The sequence below is a fragment of the Dysgonomonas sp. BGC7 genome (assembly GCF_001261735.1).
In the GTDB taxonomy this organism is placed as follows: Bacteria; Bacteroidota; Bacteroidia; order Bacteroidales; family Dysgonomonadaceae; genus Dysgonomonas.
In genome coordinates this window covers 331,579-350,063 of record NZ_CVRP01000010.1, presented here as the reverse complement: position 1 = coordinate 350,063, position 18,485 = coordinate 331,579, and the positions used below count along the sequence as shown (strand labels likewise).

Genomic DNA, 18,485 nt, shown 5'->3' with positions numbered 1-18,485 from the left:
GTGCCAGCTGCTATCATAACACTCCCTTTCGCAAATAAATATCTCTGAATATAATGTTTACTTAGCGTATATAGTGTACGTTACTGTTGTTGTAAAGTAAGTAGGATCTTCTTTATGTTTATAATGATTAATATATTTATCGGCTCCTGCTGATTGATATTTGATGTTGAATGTCTGATTTACCCCCCCCATGTCACTCTTTACGATAGTTGTTCCATCTGCACTTAGTGCTGAAGAAAGGTAATCTACACCAATTAATTTGTTCGTAGCTCCTTTTGAAGCTGTGATTTTAATATCTGATACTTCGATATTTTTACCTCCGTCATTGGTCAAAGCTGCAGAAGATGATTTAGCCTTTATTTCAAATCCACCGGTACTGTATATTGTTAAGTGGTCAGCTTGATCCGAAGAAACTCCATTTGCATAATCACTAGTTGTGTTGTAATCTAAATTTACAACTTTTTGTCCACTGTTTACCAATAAAGTCTGTATTGCTTTCAATCTGATGTTTAGGGTCACTTGGTCACTTGCACCTTCTGTTGTTGTTGTTTGTGCATAAAGGCTGCTTGTTCCATAAGAAACGATCAATGCGAAGAACGCAATTAAAAATTTTGTTTTCATTTTTTCCTGATAAAAATTAGAATATTTACAATTATTTCCTTTCTTTGCATTAGAGAGGCAGTTTGTATTCATTCTGTTTTACCCCTTAAATGCGGCGCAAAATTAATCTATTCGATGTTGTCCTTTTCTAAAAAAAAAGGACAAAAAATATAAAAAAAAAGACATTTGCATTGTGTCATAAAAACTCAATTCTTAATCTGTAATATTCTCTAAATAAGCTTCTTTTAGCTGCTTGAAAGATTCCAATATATTATCAAGATGATATCTGATGCAGAATTGCCTGAATTCTATTATAGATGAAAAGCGAAATTCCTCTAATATATCCTCTATCGAAGCCCCTTTGTTAAATAGTAAATCATTCAGATTGTCAATTTTTTGTTTAATAAGCCATTTGTGTGGAGTAACACCAAATTCTGTTTTGAAATGGCGGGTAAAAGTTTTGGTGGTCATATAGCATCTGTTCGACAATTCTTTTACTGTTGTCGAATTTGTATAGTTCTTATATACAATCATTCTAAACTTGCTATGAGTAGATATAGAGGCATGTAGGAAATGAGCAAGCTCTTCTCTTGTATGATATTGTCTCATGTAATATAAAAATTCCAGTTTTTTAAGATCATACATTTCGACTGGAATATCTTCATCTTTTTTGAGTAGAATAATATGTTGGAGGTATGAATAGAGTACCTCTCCAAATTTGAGAGTTTCTACTTCCTTGCTAATCAGATGGCTTGAGTCTATTAGATTTTGTAATTTAATAGCATTGATTAGCGGTACCAATGCACTTGTATTTAAATTAATGTAGCGGGCATCTTTTAACACTTTTCCTTTGTATGGTCCGGTTAGCATAGATAGATTGTACATATGATCAGGCTCGAGTATTATAGTTCTGTTCGCACTTGTTACAATTTCGATATTTCCGCTTAGCATGAATATTATACAATTGTAGCTTTGATTACCTACAATTAATTGATTATCCTTCTTTTCTTCATGAAGAGAAAATGAATCATCTCTTATTAAAAAGTTTATTTCATTGAACTGAGATAAATTATCGCCCATATAACCGGAATATATTTAGAAAGATTTTCTGAATAAGTACTAAACTCAAAATTACCTTTCGGTATTTGAGTAGTATTTTACTACATTTATTTTTTGAAATAGAGTTTTATTGATATCCTTTGTTGATAAATATTTAAGAGTAAGCTGCTTCTTACTTATCATATTGGTACAATAATAAATATTAATTTTGATAAAAGCTTTGGTTTTTATTTTCTTAACAATTTATCATATAACTATAACTAAATTCTTAACAAATTGTTTAAGGAATCTTTATTTTAATTTTAATAGATATATTTTCTTCTTTTGTTAAAATAATACAAAATGGTATCTGTGCTTGGTTTATAACTCAATAAACAGAAAAAGTATAGTCAAAAATAAATAGCCTGTCTAAATATTAAATTTAAACAGGCTATTTAACTGATAATATTTTTATGATATTCTTTTCTAATAATATAGATCAGAAACCACTTGTTTTAGTCCTATTTTCAACTCTCCATTTGTTGTTGAAAATTCTATTTTGCTCTCTCTGGATAGCCATCCTAGAGCTAACATAATTAGGGAATCTTTATAATGAGTTAATTCACCTATTTCCCTTACAGTCAGATTTCCTCTTTGAGACAAGAGTTTCCAGATAGTTCCGGCATTAATACCAATATCATTTGTTAGCATTTTGATAAGAGTTAAGGGTTAATACTAAATAAACCGTATGTAATAGAAGAATATAGAACCGATTTTAATTATTATATACTCATTTAAAGAAGGTCCTCTGTCTCTTTATTCTAGTATATTGAAAACCACAGAGTAAACATAATGAATAAAACTGATATATCAAATTAAATTTACTCAGTATTTGTACCTTTATCTTTTATCATGTATTGCTATATGTAATATTCTTAGGATTGCATTTCACTGATTTGTAGCAATGCTTTAGTTTTCTTTCACTTTCCACCAGAAAGCTGTTCATTATTTTATCTATATCTACTGTCTTGATTTTCAGAAATAGCTGCAAATGTATCTATTATTAAAAATTATAAGCAACAAAAGGTCTGCCTTAGCCATATGTTGTCAGTAGGCAAGACAGTCAGTTTATAAAACTATTATCAAGAAGGATTATATTTTCATCGTAAAACTGAAAACCTTTTGCCAAAGTTGTTTGTTCAGAATAAGAAATATCTTTGTTACACATAAAAAAGGAAAACATGAAGAATCTTGTAGAAAAATTGAATGAGAGTTTTAAAGATTTTGCAAAAGATGCAGCGGCACAGATCGAAAACGGAAATAAGGCGGCTGGTACTCGTGCAAGAAAAGTTTCTCTCGAAATAGAAAAGGCTTTAAAAGATTTTCGTAAAAAATCTATTGAAGTTACAAAGAAATAAGTGTAGGAATTGTATTTCTGCCGTTAGCGGAATGGAAAACTCCATTCCGCTTTTTTTATTTGTTAATTTTTATCTTGAAGTATAGGCTAATACTTTGTTTTTTCTTCTTGTCAAGCATAACATCTATCCTTAATTATAGCTTTGAGATATATCTTCTGATATTTCTTTTTTCTTATAATATCCATATTTCTTAAATAAATAGATTGGTATTTTTTTGATTCAGATAAAAATCTTTATCTTCGAAGTTAATTTATCTAACACCTGATACACATGAATATATTACTGCTCCAGACAGATATTGAGTGGCAAAAGCCTTCAAGAAATAAAGCAGAAGTTCAAAAAATGCTTGATCCTTATGATGGAGCAGATATCATTATTCTTCCTGAGATGTTTACCACCGGATTTTGTATGTCACCAAAAGGTGTGGCAGAAAAAGCCGAAACCGAAACTTTAGCATGGATGCGTCAGGTGGCTAAGAGTAAAAATGCGGCGGTAGGAGGTAGTGTGGCAGTAGTAGATGATGATAAATATTATAACCGATTCTATTTTGTTAAGCCTGATGGAGAGTATGCTGTGTACAATAAAAAACATTTGTTTACTTATGCCGGTGAGGATAAAGAATATACAGCAGGACAGAAGCGTATTGTTGTAGAGTACAAAGGGTTTCGTATTCTACTCCAGATTTGCTACGATTTACGCTTTCCTGCCTTTTCCCGAAACAGAGGCGATTATGATATAGCTATATATGTTGCCAATTGGCCTACATCCCGTATCAATGCATGGAATACTCTGCTGAGGGCTCGTGCTATCGAAAATGTATGTTATGTAGTCGGAGTAAACAGGGTGGGTGACGATCCTTCCAATGCTTATAGCGGAGGCACAGCTCTGATCAACTACTTGGGACAAACAATTGTAGCAGCCGAAAATGGTAAAGCGGAAGCTGTTTGCGGAAAAATAGATAAACAGGCATTGGATGATTTCAGATTGTCATTCCCTGCCTTAAATGATGCGGATCAACTTACACTAATCAAATAAATGAAACAAAAACTACTTATGCTAGGCGATCAGGCTATCGCACTAGGAGCTATACATGCGGGCATAACAGGGGTATATGCATATCCCGGAACCCCATCTACAGAGATAACGGAATATATACAGGAATCGCCACTTGCCAACGAGCGAAAAATACATAGTTTGTGGTGTACGAACGAGAAAACGGCGATGGAGGCTGCTTTAGGTGTGTCGTATGTAGGTAAGCGGGCACTTGTTTGTATGAAACATGTGGGGCTTAATGTTGCTGCCGATGCTTTTGTAAATTCGTCTATGACAGGGACAAATGGAGGGATTGTTGTTCTGGTTACAGATGATCCTTCTATGCATTCTTCACAAAACGAACAAGACTCGCGATTCTACGGGAAATTTGCATTCATGCCTATCTTCGAACCATCTTCGCAACAAGAGGCTTATGATATGGTACGTTATGCTTTCGATGTGTCAGAAAAATACGAATTACCTGTTCTTATGCGTCTTACCACCCGGATGGCTCATTCCCGATCCGAAGTTGTGACATCGCAGATAAGACTACAGAATCCGATCAAATTTCCGGAAGATAAATCCCGTTGGGTGCTTCTGCCTGTAAATGCTAGACGAAGATATAATGAGCTACTCGCAATACAACCAAAACTGGAAAAGCTATCGGCCGATTCTATTTATAACTCATTTCAACAAGGGAATAAGAAAGGTGTTATTGCTTGCGGAATAGCTTACAACTATCTGATGGAGAACTTTCCCGCAGGCTGCGAACTTACAGTATTGAAAATATCACAATATCCGTTGCCTAAAGATCTTATAAAGAAAGTCGTTTCCACGTGTGACGAAGTGTTGATCCTTGAAGACGGGCAACCTTTTGTGGAAGAACAATTGCGTGGACTGCTTGACGAGAGTGGCAAAATAAAAGGTCGTCTTACAGGAGAGTTGTCTAGGGTGGGGGAGCTTACTCCCGATAATGTGAAACAAGCTTTGGGATTGGCTTCCGAAAAGCAGTTCGATGTCAGCAGCAATATTGTGCCACGTCCGCCTGCCTTGTGTACAGGATGTGGTCATATAGATGTATATAATGCTTTGAATGAGGTTGTAAAAGAGTACGAAGACGCTAAAGTGTTCAGCGATATAGGTTGTTATACTTTAGGGGCACTTCCTCCATTTAGGGCTATAGATACTTGTGTAGACATGGGAGCTTCTATCACTATGGCAAAAGGAGCTGCCGATGCGGGTTTGTTTCCTTCTATAGCAGTTATCGGAGATTCTACTTTTACACATTCCGGTATTACCGGGTTGCTGGATGCTGTCAACTCGGAAGTGAATATCACGGTGGTTATTTCAGACAATCTTACTACTGCTATGACAGGTGGTCAAGATTCGGCAGGAACAGAAAAAATAGAAGCTATTTGTTATGCCGTAGGTGTGCAAAAGGAACATGTACAGATAGTTGTACCTTTACCTAAGAATATGGATGAAATAAAAAATGTGATCAGAAACGAAATCGAATATTATGGAGTATCCGTTATTATCCCTCGTCGCGAATGTATACAAACACTAAAAAGAAAGAAAAAATAAACAATATGAAATTAGATATAATACTTTCGGGTGTTGGTGGTCAGGGAATACTGTCCATAGCTGCCATTATAGGAGAAGCAGCTCTGAAAGAAGGATTACATATAAAGCAAGCCGAAGTGCATGGCATGAGCCAGAGAGGTGGCGATGTGCAGTCCAATCTGCGTATATCTTCCGAAAAAATATATTCGGATCTGATAGCAAAAGGCAGTGCCGATGTCATTATTTCGTTAGAGCCTATGGAAGCTTTGCGTTATCTGCCATACCTCTCTCAGCAAGGGTGGATAGTGACAAATACTGTGGCATATGTTAATATTAAAAACTATCCTGAGATAGGAACTATATTAGACGAATTGTCATCTATGCCAAATGTAATATTACTCGATGTAGATACTCTGGCTAAAGAGTCGGGTGTAGCCCGTGCAGCTAATATCGTATTACTTGGGGCGGCTTCTGTTATTTTGGGTATCGAGGCTGATAAGCTGGAGGATGCTATAACACAAGTCTTTTCTCGCAAAGGCGAAGCTATAGTAGAAATGAACATAAAGGCCTTTAGAGCCGGACGTTCTGTCGGAGAATCTCAAATGAAAAAATAAGATGCAGCACAGAGTATTTAGCCAACAGCAGATAGATAATATTGTTGACGAACTGAAAATAACAAACCTGGAGAAGGCAACAATAGGGGAAGTCTTGCTTATAGCTTCCCGTTTGGAACAAAAGACTGGTATTCCCTTTATCCGTATGGATCAGGGTGTGCCCGGACTGGCTCCGTGCCGGATAGGGCTCGATGCCGAAAAAGAAGCACTGGATAGAGGCGTCGCTTCTATGTATCCTGCGGCAGAGGGTATTCCTGTACTGAAAGAAGAATCAGCCCGTTTTGTTAAAGCATTTCTCGATATAGATATTTCTCCCGTTTCCTGCATTCCTGTTACCGGATCGGTCGCAGGATCTTTTGGTTCGTTTATTGCCTGCAATCAGCGAGACGATCGGAAAGACACCGTTTTGTTTATCGACCCCGGCTTTCCTATACAGAAGTCACAATTGAAGGTGTTAGGTATACAATACGAAGAATTTGATGTATATAAGTTTAGAGGAGATGGGCTTAGAGACAAGCTGGAAACTTATTTGCAGAAAGGAAATATATCTTCTATTGTTTATTCCAACCCTAACAATCCGGCGTGGATATGCCTGACCGAAGAGGAACTGAAGATAATAGGCGAACTTGCAACTAAGTACGATACAATAATATTGGAAGACCTTGCCTATTTCGGTATGGATTTTCGTGTCGATTTTGGACACCCTTTTCAGTCTCCTTATGTGCCAACGGTTGCCCGATATACGGATAATTATATATTGATGCTCTCTTCTTCCAAAATATTCAGTTATGCAGGTCAGAGGGCTGCGGTGGTATGTGTTTCTGATAAGTTATTTACACAAAAATCGGAAGCATTGGCAAGGAGATACTCGGGTGCGGGAATATTTGGCCCTACATTTGTGGGAGCTATTCTTTACATGATCACTTCGGGAAGTACCCATACTACCCAATATGGCTACGCAGCTATGCTGAAAGCTGCTTCTGACGGCAAACTCAATTTTGTGGAAGAAACACGGGAATATGCCCGCAGGGCGAAACGGATGAAAGATTCTTTCGAAAGATATGGCTTCCATATTGTTTACGATAAAGACATTGACCGTAACATTTCCGATGGCTTCTTTTTCACCATAGGATATAAAGATATGAATTGTGGCGAACTGATGCAGGAATTGCTTTATTATGGTATCAGTTCTATTGCATTGTCTACTACAGGCAGTCAGCAACAAGGTGTGAGAGCCTGTTGTTCGCGTATGAGCGAAAACCTATATGAAGTATTGGATAGTAGATTGAAGGCTTTTAGCCTCGATCATTAATGCTGTTCTTTATCTATATCGGAGAAACTATTTTTCAGCAATAGAGCAGGATGAGAGGTAAAGTGACAAAAGAACTTTTTCTATTTAACTATTAAAATTGTAACTTTTGTCACCCTGTTTTAACATATACAACTAACAACTAAAAACTAACATATGATTTGGAATAAGGCCAAAGAATGCATGGCGCCCGAAGAGAAAAGAAAGCTTCAGGGAGAACGTTTACATAAACTGGTGGAGAAGGTTTATCACAGTACACCTTTCTATCGCCAGAAAATGCAGGAAATGAATGTTACACCTGACGATATACAGAGTATAGACGATATTGTAAAGCTACCTTTTACTACCAAGCAAGATTTAAGAGACAACTATCCTTACGGCCTTTTTGCTGTACCTATGTCGCAGATAATAAGACTGCACGCCTCTTCGGGAACTACAGGGTCTCCTACTGTAGTGGGTTATACGAGAAAAGATCTTTCCATCTGGGCAGAGATGACTGCCAGATGCCTGAGTGCTTTTGGTGCAGGACAGAATGATATCTTTTCGGTGGCATATGGCTATGGATTGTTTACAGGAGGATTGGGGCTACACTATGGTGTTGAACATCTGGGTGCGACAGTTATACCTATGTCTAGCGGAAATACAGCTAAACAGATTCAATTGATGCGTGACTTTGGCGCTACCGCATTGGCTTGTACTCCGTCTTATGCCTTGTATCTGGCCGAAGCTATGGAGAAAGCTGGTATTCCTCGAAATGAGTTCAAACTAAATATAGGAGTTTTTGGAGCAGAACCTTGGACAGAGAACATGTGCAAGGAGATAGAGACGAAGTTAGGAATAGATGCATACAATATATACGGATTAAGCGAAATTATGGGACCAGGAGTGTCTCACGAATGCCAGTACAAAGATGATTCGCACATTATCGACGATCATTTCTATCCTGAAATAATATCGCCCGATACGTTAGAATCTCTTCCTTATGGAGAGCAGGGCGAGCTGGTGTTTACCACTCTTACTAAAGAGGGCTTGCCTCTTTTACGTTACCGCACAAAAGACTTATGTACACTTACCGATGAACCCTGTCGATGTGGTCGTACAAGTGTACGTATGAGCCGTATAGTGGGACGTAGTGATGATATGTTGATAATACGGGGTGTGAATGTATTTCCTTCGCAGATAGAAAGTGTAATACTGGAAATGGAAGAGTTCGAGCCTCATTATATGCTGATAGTGAACAGGGTGAATAATCTCGATATTCTTGAAGTTCAGGTAGAGGTACGTGATGGATATTACTCTGACGAAATAACAAAGATGGTTATTCTCAAGAAGAAAATAGCTCAACGCCTGCATAGCGTTTTGGGTATAAGCGCCGATATAAAACTGGTAGAACCATATACTATAAAGAGGAGTGAAGGAAAAGCCCAGAGAGTGATTGATAAACGGATATTTAATTGATAAGATTATGACAATAAAGCAACTTTCTGTTTTCATAGAAAACAAAACCGGAAGGATAAATGAGGTTTCGAAGATATTGGGAAATAATGATATTAATATGACAGCTTTCAGTCTTGCCGAAAATGCTGATTTCGGTATTTTGCGAATGGTCGTTTCTGATGTGGAAAAGGCTGTGGAAGTATTGAAAGAGGCTCATTTTGGCGTAACTATTACCGATGTAGTTTGTTTTAGTTGCCCAAACCAACCGGGAGCTCTATCTACCGTATTAGACTATTTGGCTAAAGAAAATGTCTTTATAGAATATATGTACGCTTTTTCGCAAGGCGATACGGCAAATATAGTTATACGCCCTACCGATAACGAGAAATGTATTGAGATACTATCTTCATGCAATTGTGATTTGCTGAACAGAAGTAATCTTAAGCAGAAATAATTTGCATATAGCCAGTCTCCTTAACAGGAGGCTGGTGTCTACTTGCCTGAAAACCATTCGTGTAGCCCTATTCGGGCATCAGAGAGTTTTTCTTCCCAATGCTTTACTGAGTTTTGTCCTACAATGTCGGTTATGTATTTCACAGCTACGAACGATACACCAAATTCTTTGCATACAACAGCCTGCGCAAAAGCTTCCATGTCTATCACATCTTCGTCTATGTTTTTGGCTTGTGTAACAAAACTATCGCCTGTACTGCATATTCCTGTTTTGTCTTGTGCCGACAGCCAATTGTTGGCACTTTCGTTTGCGTCGAAGCCGATTTGATACTCTATGCCAGGAAGCTTTACAGCCTGAAAGTCTCTGTCTATAAATTCTCTACATACAAATATGTCACCAATATTGTGTTGGATAGTTCCTGCCGTTCCTATATTAAGAACTATGTCGGGACGTTCCTTACACAAGGCTTCGGTTAGTTTCATTGAGGCCATCGTTTTGCCAATACCTGTGAGTACATATCTCATCTCACATCCATTGAGGGTTATTGGATCAAATTCCTCTTTTACTGCATAGGTTACAAGAACTTTCTTCATAGCGTTTTTTTGTTTCAACGCCTCAATATAGTAATTATAGGCAAATAATTGTAGAACATACTGATAAAATGTGGAGAAAGTATAACTAAATTATCTATGTAGGTGTAATACAGCGTAGGGGAAAACGGCGTTCACCCCTACATTGAAGATATAAAAATTAGTTCGAATAAACGTGTATGCTGTTCTGTGCTGCAGGCAGATAATTGACGCCTATCCATGTTATCATAAGAAGGATAAATGCTATAGGTAAAGTCCACAGTGTGAATTTGGCATGAGCATTTTGCAGCCTCATATGAATGTATATAAGGTAAGCTGCTGAGGTAATAAAAGCCCAAGTCTCTTTCGGATCCCACGACCAGTAGTGTCCCCATGCCTCTTTTGCCCATACTGCACCCATTAGCATTCCCAGCATAAGAAAGCCGAAGCCGACATATACAATGTTGTCCATAAACTGATATAGCTTGTCGTCTGCTGCATTTTTGTGCAGTTTGTTCATCTGTATAAAGGCTGCTATTGTAGCTGCGCCGAGCATAGAGTAGGAGAGTATATATACTGTTACGTGCGGTACAAACCAATAACTTTGCAGTGCAGGCATCAGGTTAGTGGAATGTATTTCCGGCTTAAATATATTGATACACACAAATACGCAGGCGACAAGCCCTGTAAAAGATAATAGCCATTTGTATTTCCAATGCTTATATGTAAAGAAGCCTATGGTGGCAAGGAAAAAGGAATACCATAATCGGGTTTCGCCTATTGTGCGCAGGGGAGGACGCTGTTGTCCAAACCAGAGCCCGATGATGAAAGCGGCGAATATTACGATTCCTGCTATCATCAAAATATCTGTGACAATACTCTTTTTGCACTTATAAACCATAATTCCTGCACTTATCCAGCATATGATTGCAGGTATGGCAAACCAAAGATATTCATTCCATGTCATTAGCTTTTCCTCCTCTTTTTATTTCCCGACCATAATAAACAAACCGATCCTGTTGCCAACATGATAATTCCTATATATACAGGAATTATCCAGGGATCGTAGACTAACTCGAAACTGCTGTATGATGAAGCTTTGCCCGCCTGATTATCGTAGCCGTATTGGTAAATCATCCAATTACCTATCTTAAGAGGCTTATTGACTTCTAACTCGGCTGTCGCTTCGTTGTCATTTTCTGTCAATACTTTTATGTCAGACATAAACCGCTTAGGCTCGGCCTGAGTCATAACAATGCAATATTGAGAATCGAGAGGCAGAGTCATATACAATTGAGCCATACTGCCTCCACATACCCATCCTTCACTTATTTTACCGTTTAAGTTTGCTTTTACCTTTGCCGCAGGAGACGATCCGGGCATTGGCATATAGTGGTATGTGCTGTCATTCTTACGTATGGCATCATGTATATATTCTTCTATTGTGATATTCCAGTTATACAACTTACCATTGGGACGGTTTTCGTCTATCTGAAAATAATCAGGCTTTGATATTGGTTGTGGTTCTCCTGTACTTCTGTCTATGATGGCCAGTTTAGGAGGATATTCTTCGAGTACAAAATCGTTTAACTGAATGGCTATCGGAAGCTCCAAAACATCTCCATTGTCGTTATATACACGCCATTCTACTTCACCTTCGCGTACGTGCATCACGTATCGTTTCATATCTGCTGCTCCAAGTCCAGCTGCAAACAGAAGAATCCAAAGCCCTATGTGGTTGAAATAAAAAGCGTAATCTTTTATATTAAATGCCAGAAGTCTTCTTACAATCAATGTTCCTAAAGACAGTAATGTAAGGAAGTAAACTAGGACAAATGCCCACGAACTGGTTACCTGTTTGAATCCTATACGGGTAATTACAGAATTGTCGTGTGGGTCGAGACGAAGCATCTGTGGTATTAATCCCATGATGATACCCAGTATCAGCAGGCCTCCGATAAGCGTTACAGCAAAAGGAACACCTGAAAACCATTGATAGATAGGATTGTTTCGCACGAATGAAAATAGAACAAGGAATAGGAGTATCAATCCTCCTATTATCAGATTTACAGGAGAGGCGAACAGCAAGAAATTGAACTTACCTACCAATAATTGGAGGATAAGTCCTATAATAATTACTCCAGCTACTATGGATATACTTTCTCTATATCGCCAAGGGAATTGCCACATTTTTGGTTTATCTTCTTTCATCTATAGGGCATTGCTATTGGTATCTATTATAAAAGTGTCTGATAGTATTGCTGATATCAGACACTTTTATAAATTAATCATGATTCTATTTAGTTTATTGCTCTTTACAGACTAGCAACGATTCGTCCTTTTTCTTTTGCTTTTTTCAGCCATTCCGGTACAACGGTTTTGATCCATTTGTCTTTGTTGGCTTGCAGAGTCTTCATATCGAGTCCGATATAGGCTTGCGCTTTATCTTTTGTAGAAATATCAGGGATAGTTACATCTGTTATACCATGTGTATATAACACTTTTTGCACTTCTATTTGTGCTTGCAATGTTTTATCCAGACTGTGAGCCATAATACGTTGCGTTTCGATAGGAGCATGGAACGAAGCCCCATGAGATGCAACAGAGAAATCCCAACGCCATTGCGCCTGACGAAGCAATTTGAGAGTAGCAGCCATTTCTTTGTCTGTAGCACCATTATCCCATGCTGCTTTAGCCATAATATGGGCTTTAGCCAGTTCTTTTTCGATACGGTCACGAATTTCTAATACTTTGTCCTGACGTTCGTATACATAGTTGCGAAGATTTTCTTCACTATCTCTATGGCATACCTGACAGGTATTCGCTATATTTTTAAGAGGGCTCATAATCTGATGATCGGAGTATTTGATTCCACCTTCAGCTACATATGGCATATGGCAATCGGCACAAGATAATCCACGTTGAGCATGTGTTCCCATCATGAATGTTTCGTAGTCTGGGTGCTGTGCTTTTAGCATAGGTGCACGGCTCAATTTGTGTGTCCAATCCGAGAACTCTATTTCATCGTAATATTTTTCCATATCTTCTACTGTAGAGCCTTTGTCCCAAGGGAAAGTAAGGTATTTGCCGTCACCTTTGAAATAGTATTCTACATGGCACTGCGCACAAACTAAAGAGCGCATTTCCTGTGGCGTTGCTTGTGTTATGTCTTTTCCTTGACGCTCGAAGGCTTGGATTAGTGCCGGTTGGGTTATAGTCAGATTCATTGTCTTCGGATCGTGGCAATTGGCACAGCCTACCGGATTTACAATTTCGGAACCAAATGCTCCCCATTTGGTTTTGTAAAATTCTTCGATACCTACTTCGTGCATCATTCTTGGTACATCCGGACTTTTACAAGCCCAGCATGTAGCAGGTTGTGGTCCGTCGGTATCAGTTTCCGGACATCCTGTGCGAAGGGTGTTTCTATTGTCTTCCAGAGCGTGCATGTGTCCTCTAGGGGCTTTGTAGTCTTGAGAGAAAGCATAACCAGCCCATAGAACTACCATTTCGGGACGCGATGCAAGTACATCTTCTTCCATGTTTCCCATATGTTTACTTTTGAAATCCATATCGGCTGTTTTCTTCCAAGTGTTATATTCTCTCGGATAGTTTTCGCCCCAAAGTTCACTCTTAGGTTCTATTCCCTCTATGTCTCGTACTTTATTATTGTAGATAGAGGCAATCTCTGCCCGGCGTTCAGTGATAGATGCCGCTAACAGCCCCAGTAAAAAAACACATATCATCACTACGGCGAAAATTCCCCATCCGATGATCGGTTTACGTTTGATAGCTTCTGATAATTTATTAAACATGATCTATTTGGTTTTTAGTTACTTTATTTTTTATCCATTTTCTTTTTCAGCCATTCCGGTACAGGCGATGCCGGTAATGGTACTATCGCATTTGGAGATTCCGAAAGGCTGCTCACTTTGCTATGTGGTACCTGTGTGTGGCAATCCCAGCACGCTTTATTAGCTCCGTTTTTAGTATCCACGTATTCTATCATACCTGTTTTTACAAATTCTGTGTTCAGCTGTGTATGACAGCGTATACAGTTTTGCATAATAACTCCATAGCTGGCATCGCGTGGTCTGATTACCTGAGGTTCTGCATTCAGAGTGAATACAGCAGCATGGTAGAGGCCATCCATGGCTTTGAAGGCGTATTTCTTTACCTCGCTGTCTTGCGGAACATGACAGTCGTTGCAGGTAGTCCATTGCGCATGCGAACTGTGGTTCCATGTCTGATAATAAGGAGTCATTATATGGCAGTTAATACAGGCTCTAGGGTCATCCGATAAGTAAGAATGTGCCCTTGACATGTACACTGTATATGCTCCAAGTCCGACAATGATACCCCCCACTATAAAAATAGGTAGTATAAATTGCCGGGGTATTCGACCTAGAAACTTTTTCATTGTACTCGCTTTTTTCTATTTATAGTTGTTGATCTGTCAAAACCTTTTATTTGGCTGACTGAATATTATTGTCTCTAAAAACCTATTTGCAACTGTGCTAATACAGTGTTTGTATCATGTGCTGATTTCTTTGCAAAGTCGGAATATGTATAATTTAGCTGTATACGGCATGATGGTGCAAAGTAGTAGTTGAAACCTACTGTGTAGTCCATCACTTCATTATTTACCTTCTTATTTGCATTATAATAGTCTGCTTTTACTAATGCATTCAGTTTTTTTGGTACAAGATAATATAAAGCCATGCCGTATAGTCCTTCTTTGTCGATGCCTCCATCATTGGCCTTGATCCACTCTGTACGAGCCGAAAATCTATCAGATTTGTAGTCTGCACTGGCTATCCATCGGTTACGGACATGATCTTGTTCGGGTGCTATATTTTTATCGAGACTATAGGATGCTTGTCCGAAGTATGCACCTCCTCCTATACGCAATCCTTTTACAGGCTGTAGCATAAGTGTACCTGCAAAATCTTTTGTGTTGTTTTTTTCTCCGGTAGTGACGCCCATTCCCTGAAACATACCGATAGAATATTGTAGTAGATTGAGATCGTTCATCGGAAGCAATTCTCCCGATATCTGTACTCCTGCATCACGTCCGAAATTGTTTTTTCCATTTTGTTTATTCAATACATCGTCCTCACCTGCATAGCCAAACAAATTAGATATTGTACGAGAATAAGCTACTGTTTCCAGTGTGGCAGGTACATATTGACTTTCTAGTGTTATAGGTACTTTAAACTGTCCCAATTTTAGATTGAACTGTTGAACTTCTGTCCATTCGCCCCAAAACTCCTGAACCGAAGGATTGGTAAATTCAAGTAAAAAGCCATATCTGAAAGAATCGTTGATTTTTCCGTTTAAAGAGATAAAAAGATTTTTAGGTTTAAAATCATGTTTTATTTTCGAAACATCGGTGTATTTATACATCATTTGCCCATTTCCTCCAATCTGGATATATGGGCTGTTGAAAAGATTACGAACTTTTTCTGCCGTTTGGGCAATTATTGGTTTTTGTTCTTTTTTCAGTTGATCGGCTTCCGATTGTGTAAGTACATTTTTTTCGACTAACTTTTGTAGTAGATCATTGTTGTCCTGAGCGCTTAGAAAGCCAAAAGACATACAAAACAAGAATGCAATTATAGCTTTTTTCATAGTGATGTGGTTAGTTATAACTTTTCTACAAAAAATATCTTCATAGTCTTGCTTGTGAGGCAAATATAAATAATAGATCTTAATTATACATAAATTAAGAGTATGTTATACAATACAAAAAAAAGAAATTTAGATAAAATAAAGTGTAACATAGGTTACACCCACTATAATGTTGTGTTAAGAATCACAGTATTTGTTGCTCTTTTTCTAATCTTTAAGGTATATATACCAATAGATGCAACCCACAAAACCTGATCCTCCTATAATATTACCAATTGTGGCAGGTGTAAGATTATTTAAGATGAAATCACCCCATGAAATATCGGCACCGGAATATATTGCTGCGGGAATGAAGAACATATTAGCTATAGAGTGTTCAAAACCTAAAGTGACAAAAAGCATAACAGGAATCCATATTCCTATACTTTTACTCATAATATCCTTACCTGCATAACCCATCCATGTGCCTAAGCATACAAGCCAGTTAGCACCTATGCCTTTTAGTAATATTTTGTAGAAATCCTGATTTACTTTAGCTTCGCTGTAATGATGAAGATATGAAATCCAAGGGTCTGAAGATATTAGCCCTGTTTGGTATGCCATGAAATATGCTATAAACTGTGCTCCAATGAAATTGAAGATATAAGAAATAATGAGGACTTTAGCTAATAGTTTAAAGTTGATTTGCTTACTCATATATGGTAAAACCATTCCTGCACAGTCACTCGTGAAAAGGTCTGCTCCAGCTACAGAGACCATTATCAGCCCAACGGGAAATAATGCTCCGGCTACGAATTTTATAAGTCCGGGATTGCCTGCTCCAATTTCGGGAATACCTCCTGCAACAATAACAGTAAGTAGCCCCCCAAATGCAATGAATGTACCTCCAAGGAATGCTAAAACAATGAATTTGGATATGGGAGTTTTTGTTTTATTTATACCGGTAGCAGAGAAAAGTAGAGCTATATCTTTTGGACTATTGTAATTCATTTTTATATTTTAAATTAGCGCACAAAGGTAATAAAATAATAGGACTACAACATATAGCCTCAGTTTGTTCTCCTGTTCTTGTATCAAGTACTTAAGGCGAAACAGTAGTTGAGACTATATCTTTATCATGTGAGAGAAAGATTCGCTGTCGGAGTTATAAAATTTTATCTATAAACGGGGTGAAGAACACCTCATAAGCCTCTCCAAAAGATGAGACTTAGACGAAGCCAAGAGGGGTGGCTAATAATAATTATAAAAACAGGTAAGAACTGTACAAGTTTGTCAGGTTTTAGTTAAAATCACATTTTGCAGAAACCGAATAAATAATTGTTTTAAATAAAGATTAATTACAGATAAGTCATGGAATACGAAGTGAAATTCACTAAATAAAATAATATCGAAAGTTTTTAATTATTATTTCGTTCTTTTGTATTCGTTATATCGTAAAAACGTACTATTTTTGTTTCTATTCGAAATAAATAGAAATATTTAATTTAAAACTAACACCATTATGAACACTGATTCACAAGAATCGTACCTGACTATGAAGCCAGAGACCGCTAAGCGGTTTAAATATTGGCAAACTCGTACTATTATTGCCACAATGATAGGATATGCCATGTTTTATTTCGTCCGAAAAAATCTGAGTATGGCTATGCCCGGCATGGAAGCGGATCTTGGAATAACGAAAACTGATCTAGGTATATTCCTTACATTGCACGGTCTCATTTACGGTCTTTCTCGTTTTGCAAATGGCATATTAGGCGATAGATTTAATTCTCGTTATTTTATGGTCACAGGATTGGTATTGTGTGCTGTTTGTAATGTTTTATTTGGTTTTGGTTCCAGTGTATTGATGTTTGGAATTGTCTGGATGTTTAACGGATGGTTTCAAGGGATGGGATTTCCTCCATGTGTACGCTTGTTGACACACTGGATACCTCCACATCAATTGGCTACTAAAATGTCTGTATGGAATACTTCTCATTCTATAGGTGCAGGATTAGTTGTAATTGTGTGCGGATATATAGTTTCGTTGGGTTGGCGTTGGTGCTTTTTCGTACCCTCTGCAATAGCTCTATTAGGAGCTGTATTCTTGTGGTTCACTCTTCGTGATACGCCTCGTTCTGTCGGACTACCTGAAATTTCGATGGGAGATGACAAGGCTAATGATGAAGACCGTAAGTCGAAAGAATATAAGGAGTTTGTTCGAAATAAAGTATTTAAAAATCCATATATATGGATATTAGGCGTAGCCAACTTCTTTGTATATATTGTTCGTTTTGCAGTTCTGGACTGGGGTCCTACCTTGTTGAGCCAGTGGAAAGGAGTATCGTTACACCATGCAGGATGGATGGTTGCAGCATTCGAAATTGCAGGAATAACCGGAATGTTGATTGCCGGCTGGGCTACAGACAAGTTTTTTGGAGGTCGTGGTCCTCGGGTTTGTCTTATCTGTATGGCATTAGCCTCTTTGTTTGTCTTTGTCTTTTGGGAATTGCAACATCCTCCAATGTGGCTTGCTACAGCAGTATTGATGGGTGCAGGTTTTTGCATTTATGGCCCGCAGGCACTGATAGGTATTGCCGCTTCTAACTTGGCTACAAAGAGAGCTGCTGCAACAGCGGCAGGTTTTACCGGTCTGTTTGGCTATGCGAGTACAGCTGTTTCCGGATTGGGCTTCGGTTATTTGGTACAGACATACGGATGGGATAAGTCTTTCCTTGTTCTCATTGCTGCCGGAATAATAGGAACTCTTGTGTTTGCAATGGCATGGAAGGCTAAAGCCACAGGTTATGATGATGAAAAATAATATAAGTAAATAATAAA

18 protein-coding genes are annotated in these 18,485 nt (G+C 38.0%); 8 read left to right on the top strand and 10 right to left on the bottom strand.

Going from position 1 to position 18,485, the window contains the following annotated elements; translation table 11 throughout:
* Positions 1-57: 57 nt before the first annotated feature.
* The 3 genes from BGC7_RS11275 to BGC7_RS11265 all read right to left on the bottom strand — a co-directional run bounded on the left by BGC7_RS11275 (position 58) and on the right by BGC7_RS11265 (position 2,349).
* Positions 58-621 carry a hypothetical protein gene (locus BGC7_RS11275; RefSeq protein WP_157258701.1) on the bottom strand — a complete coding sequence of 188 codons (564 nt, stop codon included), beginning with the start codon at positions 619-621 and terminating at the stop codon, positions 58-60.
* Between the two features lie 192 nt (positions 622-813).
* Complete coding sequence (locus BGC7_RS11270; RefSeq protein WP_050701690.1) at positions 814-1,680, bottom strand: helix-turn-helix domain-containing protein; 867 nt, start codon at positions 1,678-1,680, stop codon at positions 814-816.
* A gap of 444 nt (positions 1,681-2,124) precedes the next feature.
* Positions 2,125-2,349 carry a winged helix-turn-helix domain-containing protein gene (locus tag BGC7_RS11265; RefSeq protein WP_050701689.1) on the bottom strand — a complete coding sequence of 75 codons (225 nt, stop codon included), beginning with the start codon at positions 2,347-2,349 and terminating at the stop codon, positions 2,125-2,127.
* Between the two features lie 530 nt (positions 2,350-2,879).
* Between BGC7_RS11265 and BGC7_RS11260 the strand changes: the two genes are divergently transcribed.
* The 7 genes from BGC7_RS11260 to BGC7_RS11230 all read left to right on the top strand — a co-directional run bounded on the left by BGC7_RS11260 (position 2,880) and on the right by BGC7_RS11230 (position 9,465).
* The gene (locus BGC7_RS11260; protein ID WP_050701688.1) at positions 2,880-3,056 is read left to right on the top strand and encodes a histone H1; all 177 of its coding nucleotides are present in this window, start codon (positions 2,880-2,882) and stop codon (positions 3,054-3,056) included.
* 270 nt (positions 3,057-3,326) lie between these two features.
* Complete coding sequence (locus BGC7_RS11255) at positions 3,327-4,091, top strand: amidohydrolase (protein ID WP_050701687.1); 765 nt, start codon at positions 3,327-3,329, stop codon at positions 4,089-4,091.
* Complete coding sequence (locus tag BGC7_RS11250) at positions 4,092-5,672, top strand: thiamine pyrophosphate-dependent enzyme (protein ID WP_050701686.1); 1,581 nt, start codon at positions 4,092-4,094, stop codon at positions 5,670-5,672.
* Positions 5,673-5,677: 5 nt separating this feature from the next.
* Positions 5,678-6,265 (top strand): indolepyruvate oxidoreductase subunit beta, encoded by a 588-nt coding sequence (locus BGC7_RS11245; protein WP_050701785.1) that lies wholly within the window; start codon positions 5,678-5,680, stop codon positions 6,263-6,265.
* Between the two features lies 1 nt (position 6,266).
* On the top strand, positions 6,267-7,577 hold the full coding sequence (locus BGC7_RS11240; RefSeq protein ID WP_050701685.1) for an aminotransferase class I/II-fold pyridoxal phosphate-dependent enzyme: 1,311 nt from the start codon (positions 6,267-6,269) through the stop codon (positions 7,575-7,577).
* A gap of 153 nt (positions 7,578-7,730) precedes the next feature.
* The gene (locus tag BGC7_RS11235; protein ID WP_050701684.1) at positions 7,731-9,032 is read left to right on the top strand and encodes a phenylacetate--CoA ligase family protein; all 1,302 of its coding nucleotides are present in this window, start codon (positions 7,731-7,733) and stop codon (positions 9,030-9,032) included.
* 7 nt (positions 9,033-9,039) lie between these two features.
* Entirely contained in the window at positions 9,040-9,465 is a 426-nt protein-coding gene (locus BGC7_RS11230) for an amino acid-binding protein (protein WP_050701683.1), read from the top strand.
* A gap of 38 nt (positions 9,466-9,503) precedes the next feature.
* On the opposite strand, the gene BGC7_RS11225 is transcribed toward BGC7_RS11230, so the two are convergent.
* From BGC7_RS11225 to BGC7_RS11195, 7 genes are all read right to left on the bottom strand, one after another.
* Positions 9,504-10,058 carry a 5'-methylthioadenosine/S-adenosylhomocysteine nucleosidase family protein gene (locus BGC7_RS11225; protein WP_050701784.1) on the bottom strand — a complete coding sequence of 185 codons (555 nt, stop codon included), beginning with the start codon at positions 10,056-10,058 and terminating at the stop codon, positions 9,504-9,506.
* A gap of 157 nt (positions 10,059-10,215) precedes the next feature.
* Positions 10,216-11,001 carry a cytochrome c biogenesis protein CcsA gene (gene ccsA / locus BGC7_RS11220; RefSeq protein ID WP_050701682.1) on the bottom strand — a complete coding sequence of 262 codons (786 nt, stop codon included), beginning with the start codon at positions 10,999-11,001 and terminating at the stop codon, positions 10,216-10,218.
* On the bottom strand, positions 11,001-12,245 hold the full coding sequence (locus BGC7_RS11215) for a cytochrome c biogenesis ResB family protein (protein ID WP_242034372.1): 1,245 nt from the start codon (positions 12,243-12,245) through the stop codon (positions 11,001-11,003). The genes ccsA and BGC7_RS11215 overlap by 1 nt, the downstream gene beginning before the upstream one ends.
* Before the next feature lie 104 nt (positions 12,246-12,349).
* Positions 12,350-13,849: an ammonia-forming cytochrome c nitrite reductase gene (gene nrfA / locus BGC7_RS11210; protein WP_050701681.1), complete on the bottom strand. Its 1,500-nt coding sequence runs from the start codon at positions 13,847-13,849 to the stop codon at positions 12,350-12,352.
* Between the two features lie 23 nt (positions 13,850-13,872).
* Entirely contained in the window at positions 13,873-14,454 is a 582-nt protein-coding gene (gene nrfH / locus BGC7_RS11205; protein WP_050701680.1) for a cytochrome c nitrite reductase small subunit, read from the bottom strand.
* A gap of 74 nt (positions 14,455-14,528) precedes the next feature.
* The gene (locus tag BGC7_RS11200) at positions 14,529-15,665 is read right to left on the bottom strand and encodes a porin (RefSeq protein ID WP_050701679.1); all 1,137 of its coding nucleotides are present in this window, start codon (positions 15,663-15,665) and stop codon (positions 14,529-14,531) included.
* 207 nt (positions 15,666-15,872) lie between these two features.
* Positions 15,873-16,655: a formate/nitrite transporter family protein gene (locus BGC7_RS11195; protein WP_050701678.1), complete on the bottom strand. Its 783-nt coding sequence runs from the start codon at positions 16,653-16,655 to the stop codon at positions 15,873-15,875.
* Positions 16,656-17,199: 544 nt separating this feature from the next.
* Between BGC7_RS11195 and BGC7_RS11190 the strand changes: the two genes are divergently transcribed.
* On the top strand, positions 17,200-18,468 hold the full coding sequence (locus tag BGC7_RS11190; protein WP_050701782.1) for an MFS transporter: 1,269 nt from the start codon (positions 17,200-17,202) through the stop codon (positions 18,466-18,468).
* Positions 18,469-18,485: the final 17 nt, after the last annotated feature.